Origin of the sequence: Sulfurospirillum diekertiae (assembly GCF_002162315.1) — a bacterium.
Taxonomy (GTDB): domain Bacteria; phylum Campylobacterota; class Campylobacteria; order Campylobacterales; family Sulfurospirillaceae; genus Sulfurospirillum.
On record NZ_CP021416.1, the window covers coordinates 859,658 to 875,180 of the forward strand.

19 protein-coding genes and 1 pseudogene are annotated in these 15,523 nt (G+C 41.1%); 18 read left to right on the forward strand and 2 right to left on the reverse strand.

The window, feature by feature from the left end; translation table 11 throughout:
* Position 1 precedes the first annotated feature (1 nt).
* From Sdiek1_RS04290 to Sdiek1_RS04315, 6 genes are all read left to right on the forward strand, one after another.
* Positions 2 to 520, forward strand: coding sequence for a ferredoxin-type protein NapF (locus Sdiek1_RS04290; RefSeq protein WP_087438053.1), 519 nt, complete (start codon positions 2 to 4; stop codon positions 518 to 520).
* Positions 517 to 1,464, forward strand: coding sequence for a WD40 repeat domain-containing protein (locus Sdiek1_RS04295; RefSeq protein WP_087438054.1), 948 nt, complete (start codon positions 517 to 519; stop codon positions 1,462 to 1,464). Before Sdiek1_RS04290 ends, Sdiek1_RS04295 begins: the two co-directional genes overlap by 4 nt.
* Complete coding sequence (locus tag Sdiek1_RS04300) at positions 1,461 to 1,814, forward strand: chaperone NapD (protein WP_087438055.1); 354 nt, start codon at positions 1,461 to 1,463, stop codon at positions 1,812 to 1,814. Before Sdiek1_RS04295 ends, Sdiek1_RS04300 begins: the two co-directional genes overlap by 4 nt.
* A gap of 9 nt (positions 1,815 to 1,823) precedes the next feature.
* Positions 1,824 to 2,360, forward strand: coding sequence for a PAS domain-containing protein (locus Sdiek1_RS04305; protein WP_087438056.1), 537 nt, complete (start codon positions 1,824 to 1,826; stop codon positions 2,358 to 2,360).
* 147 nt (positions 2,361 to 2,507) lie between these two features.
* Entirely contained in the window at positions 2,508 to 3,476 is a 969-nt protein-coding gene (locus tag Sdiek1_RS04310; RefSeq protein ID WP_087438057.1) for an SLAC1 anion channel family protein, read from the forward strand.
* Between the two features lie 24 nt (positions 3,477 to 3,500).
* The gene (locus Sdiek1_RS04315; protein ID WP_087438058.1) at positions 3,501 to 3,887 is read left to right on the forward strand and encodes a DUF6858 family protein; all 387 of its coding nucleotides are present in this window, start codon (positions 3,501 to 3,503) and stop codon (positions 3,885 to 3,887) included.
* 1 nt (position 3,888) lies between these two features.
* Here Sdiek1_RS04315 and Sdiek1_RS04320 read toward each other — a convergent pair whose 3' ends face one another.
* Entirely contained in the window at positions 3,889 to 4,410 is a 522-nt protein-coding gene (locus Sdiek1_RS04320) for a DUF134 domain-containing protein (RefSeq protein WP_238099272.1), read from the reverse strand.
* 342 nt (positions 4,411 to 4,752) lie between these two features.
* On the opposite strand from Sdiek1_RS04320, the gene Sdiek1_RS04325 reads away from it, so the two are divergent.
* From Sdiek1_RS04325 to Sdiek1_RS04355, 8 genes and pseudogenes are all read left to right on the forward strand, one after another.
* Positions 4,753 to 5,139, forward strand: coding sequence for a NifB/NifX family molybdenum-iron cluster-binding protein (locus Sdiek1_RS04325; protein WP_087438059.1), 387 nt, complete (start codon positions 4,753 to 4,755; stop codon positions 5,137 to 5,139).
* 43 nt (positions 5,140 to 5,182) lie between these two features.
* Positions 5,183 to 5,548, forward strand: a complete 366-nt coding sequence (locus Sdiek1_RS04330; protein ID WP_087438060.1) for a NifB/NifX family molybdenum-iron cluster-binding protein — start codon at positions 5,183 to 5,185, stop codon at positions 5,546 to 5,548.
* A gap of 133 nt (positions 5,549 to 5,681) precedes the next feature.
* Positions 5,682 to 5,891, forward strand: a complete 210-nt coding sequence (locus tag Sdiek1_RS04335; protein ID WP_087438061.1) for a DUF4492 domain-containing protein — start codon at positions 5,682 to 5,684, stop codon at positions 5,889 to 5,891.
* A gap of 12 nt (positions 5,892 to 5,903) precedes the next feature.
* A complete protein-coding gene (locus tag Sdiek1_RS04340; RefSeq protein WP_087438062.1) occupies positions 5,904 to 7,430 on the forward strand; it encodes a cytochrome ubiquinol oxidase subunit I in 1,527 nt (508 codons plus the stop codon).
* Between the two features lies 1 nt (position 7,431).
* Positions 7,432 to 8,557, forward strand: a pseudogene (locus Sdiek1_RS04345) (cytochrome d ubiquinol oxidase subunit II).
* Between the two features lie 8 nt (positions 8,558 to 8,565).
* Positions 8,566 to 8,691 (forward strand): hypothetical protein, encoded by a 126-nt coding sequence (locus Sdiek1_RS15405; protein WP_256363566.1) that lies wholly within the window; start codon positions 8,566 to 8,568, stop codon positions 8,689 to 8,691.
* Positions 8,692 to 8,801: 110 nt separating this feature from the next.
* The gene (gene ychF, locus Sdiek1_RS04350) at positions 8,802 to 9,902 is read left to right on the forward strand and encodes a redox-regulated ATPase YchF (protein WP_087438063.1); all 1,101 of its coding nucleotides are present in this window, start codon (positions 8,802 to 8,804) and stop codon (positions 9,900 to 9,902) included.
* 81 nt (positions 9,903 to 9,983) lie between these two features.
* On the forward strand, positions 9,984 to 10,580 hold the full coding sequence (locus Sdiek1_RS04355; RefSeq protein WP_087438064.1) for a toxin-antitoxin system YwqK family antitoxin: 597 nt from the start codon (positions 9,984 to 9,986) through the stop codon (positions 10,578 to 10,580).
* A gap of 14 nt (positions 10,581 to 10,594) precedes the next feature.
* Here Sdiek1_RS04355 and Sdiek1_RS04360 read toward each other — a convergent pair whose 3' ends face one another.
* The gene (locus Sdiek1_RS04360) at positions 10,595 to 11,338 is read right to left on the reverse strand and encodes a ferredoxin-thioredoxin reductase catalytic domain-containing protein (protein ID WP_087438065.1); all 744 of its coding nucleotides are present in this window, start codon (positions 11,336 to 11,338) and stop codon (positions 10,595 to 10,597) included.
* A gap of 272 nt (positions 11,339 to 11,610) precedes the next feature.
* On the opposite strand from Sdiek1_RS04360, the gene Sdiek1_RS04365 reads away from it, so the two are divergent.
* The 4 genes from Sdiek1_RS04365 to Sdiek1_RS04380 are packed head-to-tail and all read left to right on the forward strand — an operon-like array spanning position 11,611 to position 15,463.
* Positions 11,611 to 12,168, forward strand: a complete 558-nt coding sequence (locus Sdiek1_RS04365) for a TorD/DmsD family molecular chaperone (RefSeq protein WP_087438066.1) — start codon at positions 11,611 to 11,613, stop codon at positions 12,166 to 12,168.
* The gene (locus Sdiek1_RS04370) at positions 12,169 to 14,445 is read left to right on the forward strand and encodes a molybdopterin-dependent oxidoreductase (RefSeq protein WP_192866772.1); all 2,277 of its coding nucleotides are present in this window, start codon (positions 12,169 to 12,171) and stop codon (positions 14,443 to 14,445) included.
* A 12-nt stretch (positions 14,446 to 14,457) separates the two neighbouring features.
* Positions 14,458 to 15,096 (forward strand): 4Fe-4S dicluster domain-containing protein, encoded by a 639-nt coding sequence (locus Sdiek1_RS04375; RefSeq protein WP_087438067.1) that lies wholly within the window; start codon positions 14,458 to 14,460, stop codon positions 15,094 to 15,096.
* A gap of 4 nt (positions 15,097 to 15,100) precedes the next feature.
* The gene (locus Sdiek1_RS04380; RefSeq protein ID WP_087438068.1) at positions 15,101 to 15,463 is read left to right on the forward strand and encodes a hypothetical protein; all 363 of its coding nucleotides are present in this window, start codon (positions 15,101 to 15,103) and stop codon (positions 15,461 to 15,463) included.
* Positions 15,464 to 15,523 lie beyond the last annotated feature (60 nt).

Sequence of the window (15,523 nt, forward strand, 5' to 3'; positions counted from 1 at the left end):
CATGACAAATGGTAGCAGAAGAGGGGTTTTTACCTCTCTTTTTGGTAACAAAAAGGCGCAAAAAAATCAAAATGAGTTGTGTGTGCGCCCTCCTTACCATCATGTGGGGTATGAATTTTTGGATCATTGCGTTACATGTAAAGATACGCCTTGCATGAATGCGTGTGAAGAAAAGATTATCGTCCTCTCTGCTGCCACCCATACCCCTTACTTAGACTTTACCAAAGGTGGATGTACCTTTTGTGAAGCGTGCGCAAGGGCGTGCCCAAGTGGTGTTTTAAGTCTTACATGTAACGATGAAAAAGATTTACATGTAAAAGCGAAGATTGATATAATAGCCTGTATGGCATGGCATCAAAGTCTGTGCAATAGCTGTTTGGATGCGTGTGAACCTAGAGCCATTCAATTTTTAGGGCTTTGGAAACCGCAAATAGAGATGGATGTCTGTAATGGATGTGGCATGTGCGTCGGCATCTGTCCTAGTAATGCGATTATAATCCAAGAGGAGAAAAAGGCATGAAATTATTTCTGTTTCTAAATCTCTTGACAAGTGTGCTGTTAAGTGCAGCGTTAGTACCAGAACGAACAATAGAAACGGCTGGAACGGTACAACATATAGCTTTGGTTGAGGGAAAGATCATCGCAGGAACAAGCGCAGGAACTCTTGAGGTGTATCAACTGAGTGATGCGACCAAACTTTCTCAAACCAAATTTCCGAATATAAAAGATTTTACAGGCGATGAGGTTGCTCCTAAAGTTTTTTCAGTTGATATGCTAGGCAACACGCTTCTTGCTGTCGTTCAAGCCAGTAACGGTGCGCGTGAGTTATACCTTATAGAAGAGGGTAAGCCTAAAGTGCTCATAGACGCTACGGCTAATCTTTTCATCTCCAAAGCACAATTTGTCGATAAAAAGCACATTTTGGTGGCACTTCTCAGTAATGAGATTTTTTTGTGGGACATTCAAACGAAAAAAGAGATTTACCGCATTCAACCTTCCTCTTCACACTTTAGCGATTTTGCATTGAATGAAACAAAAAGTAGGGTCGCAAGTGCATGTGAGTCGGGTGAAATCACTCTCTTTGATGTTTTAAGTGGCAAAATTACTCAAGTGCTCAAAGGCGGTAATGTGGACAATGTTTATACTGTGGATTTTAAAAAAGATAAAGTGCTCTGTGCGGGTCAAGACAGACGTGGCATTGTTTACACTCTTCAAAATAGCACGTATGAACGATTTGATGGCTCGTTTCTCATTTATGCGGGAGCACTGAGTCCTAGCGTAACGTTGGGTGCGTTTGCCTTTAATGAACAGAATGATATTGTTGTGTTTGATCTTGCCACAAAAGCGAAAGTTCATACGCTTAAAGGGCAAAAAAGTACGCTCAATACCATCATCTTTGCGACGGAGAAAGAGCTTGTCAGTAGCAGTGACGATCAATTTATTATGATTTGGAGAATCCCATGAATATTTCAAGTATTGTGATACAAACAAAGCCTTTACATGTAAAAGAGATTATTGCGATTTGTGAGGCGAGTGATTTTTGTGACTACCATTTTCATGACGAGCAAACTGGCAAAATTATTGTCACGATTGAGGGTGCAGACCTTGACGAAGAGATGGCAAAAATGAAAAAAATTGAGCAGATTCCTCATGTCATTTGCGCTGATATGATGATGGCTTACAGTGAAGATGAGCTCGATGTGGAAAGAGAAAAGCTAGCGCAATCCCCTAGTGTACCAGATATTCTCAACGATGAAACGGTTGCCCTCAAAGATATTGTCTATAAGGGTGATTTGAAAAAGAAAATCAACTAAGGAAGGGTTATGCAAACGATGTATCAGATGTTTATTGAAACTATTGTGCCAAGTGATGAGCTTATTGTCTCTCGTACCGATTTGCATGGAAACATAACCTACGCCAATGAAACGTTTGCCCATATTTCGGGCTATGAGATTGATGAACTCATTGGAAAACCCCATAACATCGTTCGTCATCCCGATATGCCTCATTCCGTTTTCAGGACACTCTGGCAGACTTTGAAGCAAGAGCAGATGTGGAAAGGGTATGTCAAAAATCTGCGAAAAGATGGCGGTTACTACTGGGTTTACGCCGAAGTTTCAGGTGTCTATAAAGATGGCGTATTGGTTGAATACAAATCATTGCGAGCACCTATAGAAGAAGAGACGAAAATTAAGATGCAGCGCGAATATGATGAAAAATGTGAACAAGAAGAGGGAAAAAGCCGAGTTGTTGTCTATTTGAAAAGCGATATTGTTCATAAAGTTGAAACACTTGCACGTGAAAAAGCCTGTTTAGGCGATACGATCATGAATGACATTTTAAGCGATTCCCTCTTTTAATTCCTCCCTCTGGGTTGAAGTTGACCCTTCAATCCTCCCCATGATTTCATTAAGACTAAATCCTAGCCATTTTTATTTATGATTTTATAATTAATAAAAGTATATTCTTATAATTATATTTAGTATAAATTATAATTAGGAGTGTCAATGGATGAGGTTCTTACGTGCGAGAACAGTAGAGTAAAATTTTTCCCTATCATGATGTATGCGATGGTTATGGGAATGAGTGGTTTAACGATTATGTACCAAAAAGCTGCCCTTTGGTTAGGCTTTACAGATATGATTGGTCATCTCTTAATGATGGTTTCAACCACATTATTTGTTGTTATTTCTCTCATCTATCTTAGTAAATACATCAAATATACACCCATGGTAAAAAAAGAGTTTTCACACCCCATTAGACTCAATTTTTTTGCAGCGATTTCGATTTCGATGTTAATGCTAGCGATTATTTATAAAGAGGTCAATGTCAATGTCGCTTCTATGTTTTGGTATACAGGAACGGTTTTGCATTTTTACCTTACCATGTACACGATCTCTTTTTGGATCAATAATAATCAAGAACTAGACCACTCTAATCCTGCATGGTTTATTCCTGTGGTGGGCAATGTCCTTGTTCCTGTGGGCGGTGTAGGGTTTGCAAGCCAAGGGGTTCTGATGTACTTTTTTAGCTGTGGTATCTTTTTTTGGGTAATTCTGTTTGCCATTTTACTCAATCGTATTATTTTTCACCATCAATTAGCCGTAAAGTTTATGCCAACGATGTTTATTCTTATCGCTCCACCCGCGGTTGGCTTTCTGGCATACTACAAAATGTACGGTGTGATTGATGTTTTTGCCACGATGTTGTTCAATCTTGCCCTTTTCTTTACGCTTTTAGTCGCTTTCATGTACAAAAATTTCATTAAAATCAAATTTTTCATCTCTTGGTGGGCCTTTGTTTTTCCCCTTGCAGCTATGAGTATCAGCGCGATGTTAATGTATCATGAAACTAAAGATGTTATACTTTTATCACTCTCGTATGTGATGGTTGGTGTGACAACAATGGTCATCTCTGTTGTGATGTATCAAACGGTATCGCATGTGCTCAAAGGTGAAATCTGCGTACAAGAGTAAACAACACTTTACAAGGAAAATTAGATGGAAAAAACACTCTTTTTAGATCAATATCCTATTCATTCACTAACCCTGAAGAAAGAAGGATTTCGTTATCAGCATATGTCCCAAATCGTTGATTATTTTAAAGAGAAGATCAACGCTGATCCTGTGGCGCACTTTATCGCAATTTTTGACCATTATGCCCACACCAAAGCACTGGGTGGAGAGATGATGGAAGGGCTCAAAGATGTTCAAAATGTTATTTTTTGTTTTGGAAAGACTATCCAAAATACCAAAATCGTAGCAGTCCGTCCACGAAGTATCGGAATCTGTGAGTTTGAAGATCGCTTTGTGATTGAATTTATGGAAGCACCCAAAGAGGAGATTCATACGATTATGCAACTGTGGATAAAAGCCTTGGTAGCTTAAACTACCAAAGTGCCGTAATCTCTTCGTCTGTAATTTCTTCTTTTAAAAGCACGGGTATTCCTTTTGTGGAAAGCATGCTTTTAAATCCTTGCCCAATGGTTCCCGTGACAAATACATTGACACGTTGATTGACAAAAAGCTCTGTTAAGACTAAAGGGGGTTTCATCTGGTTGGATGTCAGAGGATTTGGAATCATCTGGTGCTCACTAATGTGATGATTTTCAAGTGTAAAAAAATGAATGTATCTGCTTTTAGGGCTCAAAGAGCTATAAGGGGAGGTTTCATTTTCACTGCAGAGTGCAACCACATAACGCTCTTTCGTATTTTCCAGATGTAACGTATGTCCACCCAGTAGTGCTAAAGCCACCTTATTTCGAGCAGATTTAATAATACGTGCAAACGTAGGGCGAGAAACTTCCATCTTTTGTGCGGCTTCTTCTTGATACAACTCCAATAAATCCATAAGATAAAGCGCTTCCACCTCTTCGGATAAAAGTGTGATCGTCTCTTGATGTGTTTGAATTTCACGAGGGTTAAATTGGCAACACGGCGGTCTGAATGAAGTAAACCGTTTGCATTTTTACCGTGGCATAATTCTCCTTTACATGTATAGACTTTTTGTATAACCCATTGAAAAAAGAGTATCGCTTATAGCACATCACTTTTTAAAACTAAAAACATCGCCATAGCTTTGGCTATGACTCAATTTTGAGTTTTAAAAATTAACGCACTCTCAGCAAACTCTTTATCTTTTCAAGGGGCATACAAAAAGTCTAATATGCACATTATAACATGATTTAAAAATACTTGACATATGTCCATTATGAGAGTATTATTTTGAACATATGCTCATTAAGGAGTTTCAATGATAGCAGTACCTGTTAAAACAGAAAAAGGCGATGTGATAGCACCTCTTTTTGGAAAAGCAAACTATTTTAGTTTGATCGATGCGCAAGGTCATATAGCAACACGCGAATGCAGTGTTCAAGGAGGCATGAATGTTGTCCCTTGGTTACAAAATTTGGGCGTTAAAACGGTTTTACTCAATCACGTAGGCGAAAAACCTTTTCATGCACTTTTGGGTGCAGGCATCGATATTTATTATGTCGGGAAAGAGCGAATTATGCTCAAAGAGGCTTTGGATCAATTGCATAAGGGCACACTTGAAAAAGTGACAGTTATGAATTATATGAAGCTTCTAGGCGATGACGGAGATCATCATGATAGTGGTGGTTGTGGCTGTGGGCACTAAACCATAAAATACAAAACTCTATTAACATAAAAAAGGATCGCAAATGACAATTATATTTCCAACCATGAAAGACGAAGGGATTGGAGCAAAGAGAGGCGCACATTTTGGTAAGGCAACTTTTTATACAGCCGTTACGGTTGAAGATGGTGTGGTGAAAGAGGTCAAGGTGCATAAAAACCCTGGTCATGTAACGGGAGGATGTGCGAATGCTGTGGCAAACATACAAGCTTTAGGTGCTGATACATTGGTAGTTTCAGGCATCGGTGGAGAGCCTTTAAAAAAGTTTTTAGCGGTGAATGTTTCTGTCTATTTTGATGATAAAAATGAAACGGTAGAAGATTCGTTAAGAGATTTTCTAGCCGGAAAAACAGCTAAAATTGACCCAAACCATACGTGTGCTCACCATTAATTATTTTTGAATTTCTGCAAGGAAGTGTTCTTGCAGAAATTTTTTTGATCACACTTTATAACCAGATAACAATGTGTATTTTTAATTAATATTTATTATTATTTAGTTATAATTTTGAAAAGGTTGATTTAAAATGCAGTGGGTTAAACAGATCGTTTTTTTCTACCGTGATGGTTTTAAACAGATGCGCGTTGGCAAACAGCTCTGGCTCATTATTGCCATTAAGTTTTTCCTTTTTTTTGTTGTTCTAAAGCTCTTCTTTTTCCCCAATATCCTCCAAACACACTTTTCAAATGACACACAAAGAGCAGACTCTGTGCTGGAACATTTGATGCAAAAATAAAAGGCATTACCGATGGATCACACCCTTCTTGTTGAGTTATCGCGTGCGCAATTTGCGCTTACGGCGTTGTATCACTGGCTTTTTGTCCCGCTTACACTAGGACTTTCATTTATCATTGCTATGATGGAGAGCATCTATGTCAAAACAAAAAATCCTGAGTGGAAAAAGTTGACCAAATTTTGGATGACGCTCTTTGCAATCAATTTTGCGATCGGTCTTGCTACGGGCATTATCTTAGAGTTTGAATTTGGTACAAACTGGTCGAATTACTCGTGGATCGTGGGTGATCTTTTTGGAGCACCTTTGGCGATTGAAGGCATTATGGCGTTCTTCTTAGAGTCGACTTTTTTTGCCGTGATGTTTTTTGGCTGGGATAAAGTTTCCCCTAAAATGCACCTCTTCTCCACATGGCTCGTCGCCATTGGCTCGAACCTCTCAGCACTTTGGATACTTGTAGCCAATGGTTGGATGCAACATCCTGTGGGAATGGAATTTAACCTTGAGAGAGCGCGTTTTGAGATGAAAAGCTTTGCCGACGTTCTCTTTAACCCCAACGCCGTTTCCAAATTTTTACACACGATTGGCAGTGGTTATGTGATGGGCTCCCTCTTTGTCGTGGGGGTAAGCAGTTGGTTCTTACTCAAAAATCGCCATACGCTTTTCGCCAAACGCAGCATCATTGTGGGCGCTTCTTTTGGATTTTTGGCTTCCATTTTCTTGCTGGTTACAGGCGATGAGTCCGCGCATCAAGTTGCCCTTAGTCAACCGACCAAACTGGCTGCGATGGAAGGGCTTTACGATGGAAAACATCGAGCAGGCATCGTGGCGATCGGTCAGTTGAATACAAACAAAAAAATTGGCGATACGCAAGATGAATTTATCTGGTCGATTGAGATTCCTTACGCACTCTCTTTTCTAGGGTTTCACAACATCAACGCGTTTGTACCGGGCATTGATGATCTCGTACTTGGAAACACAATACTGGGTATTGAGTCTGCTCAAAGCAAACTGGACAAAGGCAAACTGGCGTTAGAGGCGTTGCGTACCTACAAAGAAGCGCAGCAGATGAATAATGTTCCAACTCAAGAAGAAGCTTTAGCACTGTTTCGTACCAATGAGGCTTATTTGGGCTATGGCTACTTAGATAAACCCGAAAAAATTATTCCTCCCATTGCATTGACTTTTTACAGCTTTCACATCATGGTAGGCTTAGGCAGTTGGTTTTTGGCACTCTTCTTTTTCGTACTCTACTTTAGTATGATCGGCAAGATTGGGAGCAAAAAACTCCTCCTTTATGCGGGTCTTTTCTCCATTCCTTTGGGTTACATCGCAGGCGAAGCGGGTTGGATTGTGGCAGAAGTCGGCAGACAGCCGTGGGCGATTCAGGGCATGCTGCCTGTGGGCATGGCGAGTTCGCACATTGATGAAGTCTCAGTCATGATCACACTAGGACTTTTTGCGATTATCTTTACTGCACTTTTAATTGCGGAAGTGAAAATCATGCTGAAACAAATTACAATCGGACCTGAGGAGGCATAAGATGTTTGGAACTTTATCTCTTTTAACGCTTCAACAGTATTGGTGGTTTTTGGTGAGCCTGATTGGGGCATTTTTTTGTGTTTATTACCTTTGTGCAAGGCGGACAAACCCTTTTGTATGCCATCGCCAAAGATGACAAACAACGCAACATGCTCATCGCCTCACTGGGGCGTAAATGGGAACTCTCCTTTACCTCATTGGTTCTTTTTGGAGGTGCGCTTTTTGCGGCATTTCCTCTGTTTTATGCGGTCAGTTTTGGAGGAGCTTATTATGTCTGGATGGCGATTTTGTTCTGTTTTATCCTGCAAGCAGTTTCCTATGAATACCGTGTAAAACCCAACAACTTTTTAGGCAAACGCACGTATGAAGCCTTTTTGTACATCAACGGAAGTGTGGGTATTATCCTCATCGGAATTGCGCTTGGTACACTCTTTACAGGTGGAAATTTTATGCGCAACAGCATGAATTTTTCGGCTTGGACACTGCCAAGTTACGGGCTTGAAGGCGCACTCAATCCCTTTAATGTGGCATTTGGCTTGAGCCTCTTTTTCTTAGCGCGCGTACAAGCAGCGCTTTATTTTATCAATAACATTGAGGATGTTCCCATCATCGCCCATGCCAAACAACAGCTTTTTAAAGACGCTCTTTTGTTTGTGGGCTTTTTTGTACTGCTTGTGGTGATGCTCTTGGTCATGAACGGCTTTACCTACCATATGGGCGTTGTCTTTCTCGAATCGCATAAGTTTTTGAACAACTTTTTAGCCACGCCACTGCTCATCGTTACCTTTCTTAGCGGTACACTTTTGGTATTGTATGCCATCTTTAGTACGCTTTTTAAAGGAAGCAGACGCGGCATTTGGTTCAGTGGTTTTGGCGTGATTTTAGTCGTAACGAGCCTGCTCTGTCTGCTTGGGTTTAACGCCACACCTATTTATCCTTCGCTCTCTGATGTGGCAAGTTCGTTGACCATTGAAAACAGCTCCTCATCCCACTATACGCTCAGTGCCATGAGTTACGTCTCTTTGGGTGTTCCCTTTGTTTTGGGGTATATCTATGTGGTATGGCGCGCTATGGATAAAACCAAAATGACATCAGCCGAAATCGAAGCTGATTCACATCATTATTAGGAGTCATCATGGAAGCAATCAACTATACCTCAGGGTTTTTGTGGCTCTGCACATGGCCTGTTATTATTTACGTCTCGTATCGCTTTATTGCGCTTAATATTGACCATTTTGAAGCGTATTTGAAAGACAAATAACCTTTACATGTAAAGCTCAAATCCTATACTTGTAGATTGAGGACATATGTCAGTTTTTAAGACGATTTAAGGTAAAATCCCCCTTAAAAGTTAATTAAAAAGGTCAATCTATGGGTTTAGGTGTCGGTATCGTAGGACTCCCCAATGTCGGAAAATCAACCACGTTTAATGCGCTGACTAAAGCGCAAAATGCAGAATCTGCAAACTATCCTTTTTGTACCATCGAGCCTAATAAAGCCGTTGTTCCAGTTCCAGATCCAAGACTTGAAGAGCTGGCAAAGATCGTCAACCCTGAACGTATTCAGCACTCAACGGTCGATTTTGTCGACATCGCAGGACTTGTAAAAGGTGCGAGTGCAGGCGAGGGGCTTGGCAATCAATTCTTATCGAACATTCGTGAAGTCGAAGTTATTTTACACATGGTACGTTGTTTTGAAGATGAAAACATCACGCACGTTGAAAACAGTATCAATCCGCTTCGTGACATCGAAATCATCGAAAGCGAACTCATTTTTGCGGACGTTCAACAACTCGATAAAAAACTCGATCGTCTGAAACGCCAAGCGAAAGTGGACAAATCTGCCGCAGGTATTGCTGAGATCGCCGAAGCACTTCGCGCGCACCTTGATGAGATCAAACCGGTCAGTACGTTTGCACGTCGTGAGGATGAAAATTTCCAAATCCTAGATAAAGAGCTACGTTTTCTCTCCAATAAAACCATCATTTACGGCGCAAACGTTGATGAAGCAGGGCTTTTAGAAGAGAATGATTTTGTCAAAGCGGTCAAAGAACATGCCAAAGCAGTGGGTGCAGACGTTGTTGTTCTCTGTGCTAAAGTTGAAGAAGAGATGATCGCCCTTGAGGATGATGAAGCCGAAGAGTTCTTAAAAGAGCTTGGCATTGAAGAATCAGGACTTAAACAGATCATCCGCTTGGCGTTTGACAAACTAGGGCTTGCTTCATACTTCACCGCAGGTGTGAAAGAAGTTCGCGCGTGGACGATTGAAAAAGGGTGGAAAGCACCTAAGGCTGCCTCTGTGATTCACAACGATTTTGAAAAAGGATTCATCCGTGCCGAAGTCATTGGTTACAACGATTTTATCGCGTACAAAGGTGAGACTGGCTCCAAAGAGGCAGGTAAAATGCGCCTCGAAGGTAAAGAGTACGTCGTTCAAGATGGCGATGTAATGCACTTTAGATTTAACGTTTAGTCCGCTTTAAATGTTTACATGTAAGCGTTTACATGTAAACATTCTTCGTTTCTATTTCAAAAATTTTTTAGGGAGTCATTCATGAAATTATGGGCTGTTTTACTTTTTTGTTCAGCAACACTTTTTGCCGCTGAAAACTATTATGCGATTGAAGATTTGGATGTTCGTGAAGATGGCATCCTTGTAGAGGTTAAAACACAAAAACTTGCCAATGGTATTGGTCAATTTTTCTATGAATCTGGAAAAATTAAGAGTGAAACTCCGTTCAAAGAAGGGTTACGAGAGGGGCTTGGTAAGATGTATTACGAATCAGGAAAGCTCCAAAGTGAAACACCATTTAAAAACGATAAAATTGAAGGACTCAAAAAAGAGTATTACGAATCAGGCGTGCTTCGAACCGAAGTTACTTTTGTCAATGATCAAGCCGAAGGTGTCGGTAAGTTTTACTACCCAACCGGTAAACTTCAAGGGGAAACACCCTTTAAAAAGAATCAACCTAATGGCATCACGAAGCTTTTCAACCCAGCAGGTAAGTTGATCCGCACAATTGAGTTTAAAGAGGGCAACATCGTCAAAGGCTATGACTATAACGATCAAGGGACTAAACTTGAATTGAGCCGCGAAGAACTTTTGGAAGCTACAAAGGAAGTATCAAATCAGGAAGAAGCTACAAAGTAACTTCTTCCTATCTGTTATTCTCCGCTTTCACATTCTCCATCATACGACATAATGCCGTGTTCAAGGTTGAGCACGGTTTTATACCCCATGTGCAATAAAATGCGTTGACAGTACGCACTTCGACTTCCGCTGTAACAGTATAAAATGACAGGGATGTTCTCTTTGCCATTGAGTTGTGAGAGTGCATCATGAAAACTGGTGGTTGGAATGAGGAAGTCCGTTCCTGTGATGCGATTGCTGATCCATTCCATCCATTCACGTGTATCCACAAGATTAAAATTCACAATGCCATGCTTTCTAGCTTCGAGCAACGCTTCAAGTTCATTGCCATCAATCTGCTTTTTCTTCATTAACGCTTCACACTCTTCTTTGCTGAGTCCTCTGGTATGTGTATGCGCTACTTCTTCCATGTTTTCTTCTTTTGCGAGCTCTCGTGCATGTTCGGGTGTGCAGAAGATCGTGCAGTGGCATTTGCCTGTTTGGGGAATTTCAACGGTGAGTGCAGGGGTGCAGGGGCACAAACGGTTATCTGCGCTAGCTTGCTCTTCGGGTGTGCTACCTATGACCATAAAACAGGGGCAGTAGCGTTTGCCATAAATCATTTTATTGCGTGTTAAGCCTTGTTGGATGGACTCTTTGACTTCATCAAGGGGTGTGTACGCAAAGCCAAATTGTGCACAGACTTTATCGGTAAACGCTTCTGTTTTTTCAAATTCTGCTAAAAATTCGGGAGAGTTCATATCTATTTTAGTTATCAAAGATATTCCTTTTATTTATTTTTATATGCACCATTATAAAGAGTTTGCATTGGAAAAAAATTAAAGAAAGGTTTTACATGTAAAGCATCAAGAAAGAGTAGGGGTTACGCTTTACATGTAAAACGATTGTGTTCCTTTTTGACTCAGTTATCCCTTTCCTCTAAAAATGTCAAATTCTTACATGTAAAATCTTTTTTGCGATTTTTTTGCTCTTTTTTTGCTTTACTATTTCCTTGGTTTGTTAAAAAAATAAATTAAAAAAAGAGTTTAAGATGCAAACGCTTCAACCCCAAACGACTTCCAGACTCGATGACATCAAACATCTTCGCGATATTTTTAATGCCCAAAACTCCAAAGAGCTTAAAAAGGCGTTTGATGCACTGGATTCTTCGATAAGCATTTCAGAAGAGGATTTGGAAGTGCAGTTTAATCGCTACTTTGTAGGCCCCATGGAAACCGTTGCCGATCCCTTTGCCTCCGTTTACCTTGACAATCCCGATGTTTTTATGTCCAAAACCACGTTACATGTAAGAGAGTTGTACGAAACGATGGGCTTTACCTATTCGCTTAAAAACGTCGTACCTGAGGATCATTTAGGCGTTGAACTGGACGCGTATTACCAACTACTTTTTTTAGAAGAGGCTAAAGAGATAACCTATTTGAGTGACCTTCGTCACTATTTTTTACACGAACATTTAGCCCTTTGGATACCGCGCTTTTTAGAGCGTGGTTTAGCGCAGAGTGAACATGCCTCTCCTGCGATGATTTTTATTTTAATGCAGCTCAAATCGTTACTGATAAGAGAAACCACGACAACAAGGAGTTCTTGAATGAGTTATTCCAAAGAAAAAGTTGAGAGCATTCTCAACAACGGCATCAGCCGAAGAAGTTTTCTAAAAGGCTTAGCAGCCAGTGGTGTATTGACATCGCTTCCAGGCGGTATTCTTCACGCCAATGAAGACCTCAATACTAAAATCCCCTACCTTGGGCAAAAAAATTACCAAACGTTTCGCAATGCGTGTCCTCGAAACTGTTACGACACCTGTAGTATCAAAACCTACGTCAAAGATGGTGTCATGCAGTTTATCGAAGGCGCAACCGAATCTACCTATACGAGAGGTGGTTGTTGTGTCAAAGGAAATTCTTACGTAAAACGTGTTTACTCAGCACGTCGTCTTAAATTTCCGATGATGCAAGTGGGCGGCAAAGGTTCAGGTAACTGGAAACGCATCTCTTGGGATTATGCGATGGAGACGATTGCCAAAAAACTCTTAGAGATGAAAAAAGAAGATGGAACCTTGCTGGGTGCTGCACTTACCAAGTATTCTGGAAACTTCGGCATCACGCATTACGGTGTTGAGGGAATGTTTAGCTCTATTGGTTATACCACCAGACTTGCGGGAACGCCGTGTTGGCCAGCAGGCATTGACGCGCAAAACCTTGACATGGGCGATATGTGGTGTAATGATCCTGAAGAGATGAAAGACAGCAAATTTATTATACTTTGGGGTGTCAATCCTGCGAGTAACTCCGTTCACTCGATGAAATACATTTACGAAGCAAAGAGTAAAGGGGCAAAAGTTGTGGTCATTGATCCCATTTTTACCGAAGCGGCTTCCAAAGCGAGTCAGTACATTCAGATTAAAACAGGAACAGATGGTCTTTTAGCACTGGGAATGGCAAAAATTATCATTGAGGCTAATTTACACGATCAAAAATGGCTTGATGCAAACTCAAAAGGGTACAAAGAGTACAAAGCGTATCTGGATAAAGAGATCAAACTAGAGAACGTTTCCAAAATCACAGGTATTCCTCTTGCAATGATTAAAGAGTTGGCTTTATCGTTTGCAAAAGCAAAACCTGCAACGATTTGGATGGGGTATGGTATGCAACGTCACACCAATGGTGGCTCAATGATCCGTGCGATTGACGCATTGGTAGCAGTTTCTGGAAACATCGGCAAATACGCAGGTGGTGCGCGTTATGGTCACCTGAGCACATGGGGCTTTAACTATGCGGCACTGTCTCAAACTAAGCCAGAAGGCAGTGTGGGTTACACCGGTGTTAGCGCCATCAAAGGTGAATTTGCGAAAGAGAGTGGTGCAAAAGCAGCCTATACCGATCGTTCTTTAAACATCAATAAAACAGCGCGTGAACTTATCAATGCAAAAGAGCCAAAAGTAAGATTGTTGTGGGTGGCATGTAAAAATGTCTTCTCTCAAGATTTTGACCGCAATCAACTCATTCGTATGTTTCAACAACTTGACCTTGTGGTGGTTGCCGATCAGTTCTTTAATGAAACGGCTAAATGGGCAGACATTGTCCTTCCTGTTGCCACACAATTTGAAGAGTACGATGTCAATGTCTCTTACTGGCATTATTGGATGACACTGAATGAGCAAGCCATCAAACCTCTTTTTGAAGTCAAATCCGATGTTGAAATTGCAGCACTGCTTTCTAAACATATGAACAAACTTGAGGCGGGTTCATGTACTTTCCCACAAAGTGTGGATACCAAAGCCATGACGATCAAAGAGTTTAACCCTGGCATCTACGAGCAATTTGGCATCAAATCATGGGAAGAGCTTAAAAACGGACCAGTCAAAGCCAAAGCGGTCATTCCGTATGCCGATGGAAAGTTTAAAACCCCAAGTGGTAAGTTTGAGTTTTATTCTGACAAAGCCTTGGAGCTTTTTGGCAATGCACTGCCTTCCTATGTTGAAGTGCGTAAACCGTACGATAAATTCCGTATGACATCGCCTCACAGCAGATGGAGCTTACACTCACAGTTCCAAAACTTAGAGTGGATGGAAGATATGCACCCTGAACCATACGTTTACATTAACCCTGATGATGCGGAAGCGAAAATGGTCAAAGAGGGCGATACGGTAGCGGTCTTTAACAAACAAGGGCTTTTGAGAGTCAAAGCCAAACTCACTGACAACGTTCAAGCGGGTACTGTTTTGATGTACGAGCAATGGTATAACAACAATATTTACAACGTCAATGAACTTGTTGATGACACCAGTTCAGACATGGGTGCGTTTAAAACGGGAGCGCCTGGTGTTGCGCTTCATGATACCTTTGTCAACTTTAGAAAACTATAACAGGAGATTGTGATGCAAAAAGCTTTTTTAGTCGATGGCAGTATCTGTCTAGGATGTAATACGTGTGCAATGGCCTGTAAAAATCAGTATCATCAAGACGATGGAATTTTATGGCGCAAAGTAAGAGAGATTGGGGCAGAAGATTATTTGATGGACAACAACAATATCTTGCCAACTTTAACGTCGTATCAAAAAGCACCCAAAGCGCAAATGCCGATGGAGCGTTTTTACTTCTCCTTGGCGTGTAACCACTGCGAAAATCCAGCGTGTGTGGCGATTTGTCCTGTGGGCGCACATACGAAAGACCCAGAGACTGGCATTTGTAAACACGACCAAACGATTTGTATTGGCTGTGGTGGTTGTGTCAAAGCGTGTCCATTTGGTGCGTCAAAGTTTAATACCAAAATGGGACAAGCCGAGAAGTGCAGTATGTGTTGGGAGCGCCAAGCCGATGGCAAAACAACGGCGTGCGTGCAAGCTTGTCCTGTGGGGGCTATTGCGATTATTGACTTACATGACCCTAAATACAAAGAGTATGCCAATGCTTCTCCCGTAGGTATTGACTATGCGATCAATGCAGAGACACACCCTAGTACGCGGTTTATTCTTCCACATATGCCAAAAGAGGTTTACAGACAACCTAAAGGATAGTCTCATGAAAACAACACTGCGATTGATGATAGGACTATGTGGTGTTTTTCTTTCACTTGCTTGGGGACAAATTGCCCCAAGCACCTGTAGTTTTGAGGACCCACTTTTTAGTGAATTGTCCCATCAAAAAGCTGTTTTGATCGAACCCAAAAACTACGTGGTTGGCGAAGAAAACTTCGTTATAATACAATTGGAGAAGCCCAATTTGCCTTCGGGATATATGGTGAGTGTCTTTGTCGATACGATCAAATCACCCAAGAGTGAGCCTGAGGTGCAAGGATGGTACCCAAAAACGAATATCAAGCCTTTAAAAGAGGGATTTTACGAGTTGTCAGTTCGCGTGAACCTGATGTATAAAGGAAGTTGAGGCGGTATTTTAGTTGCAAGTCTTGCAAATACGAAGATTAGCTTTACCGCAAAGAAATCT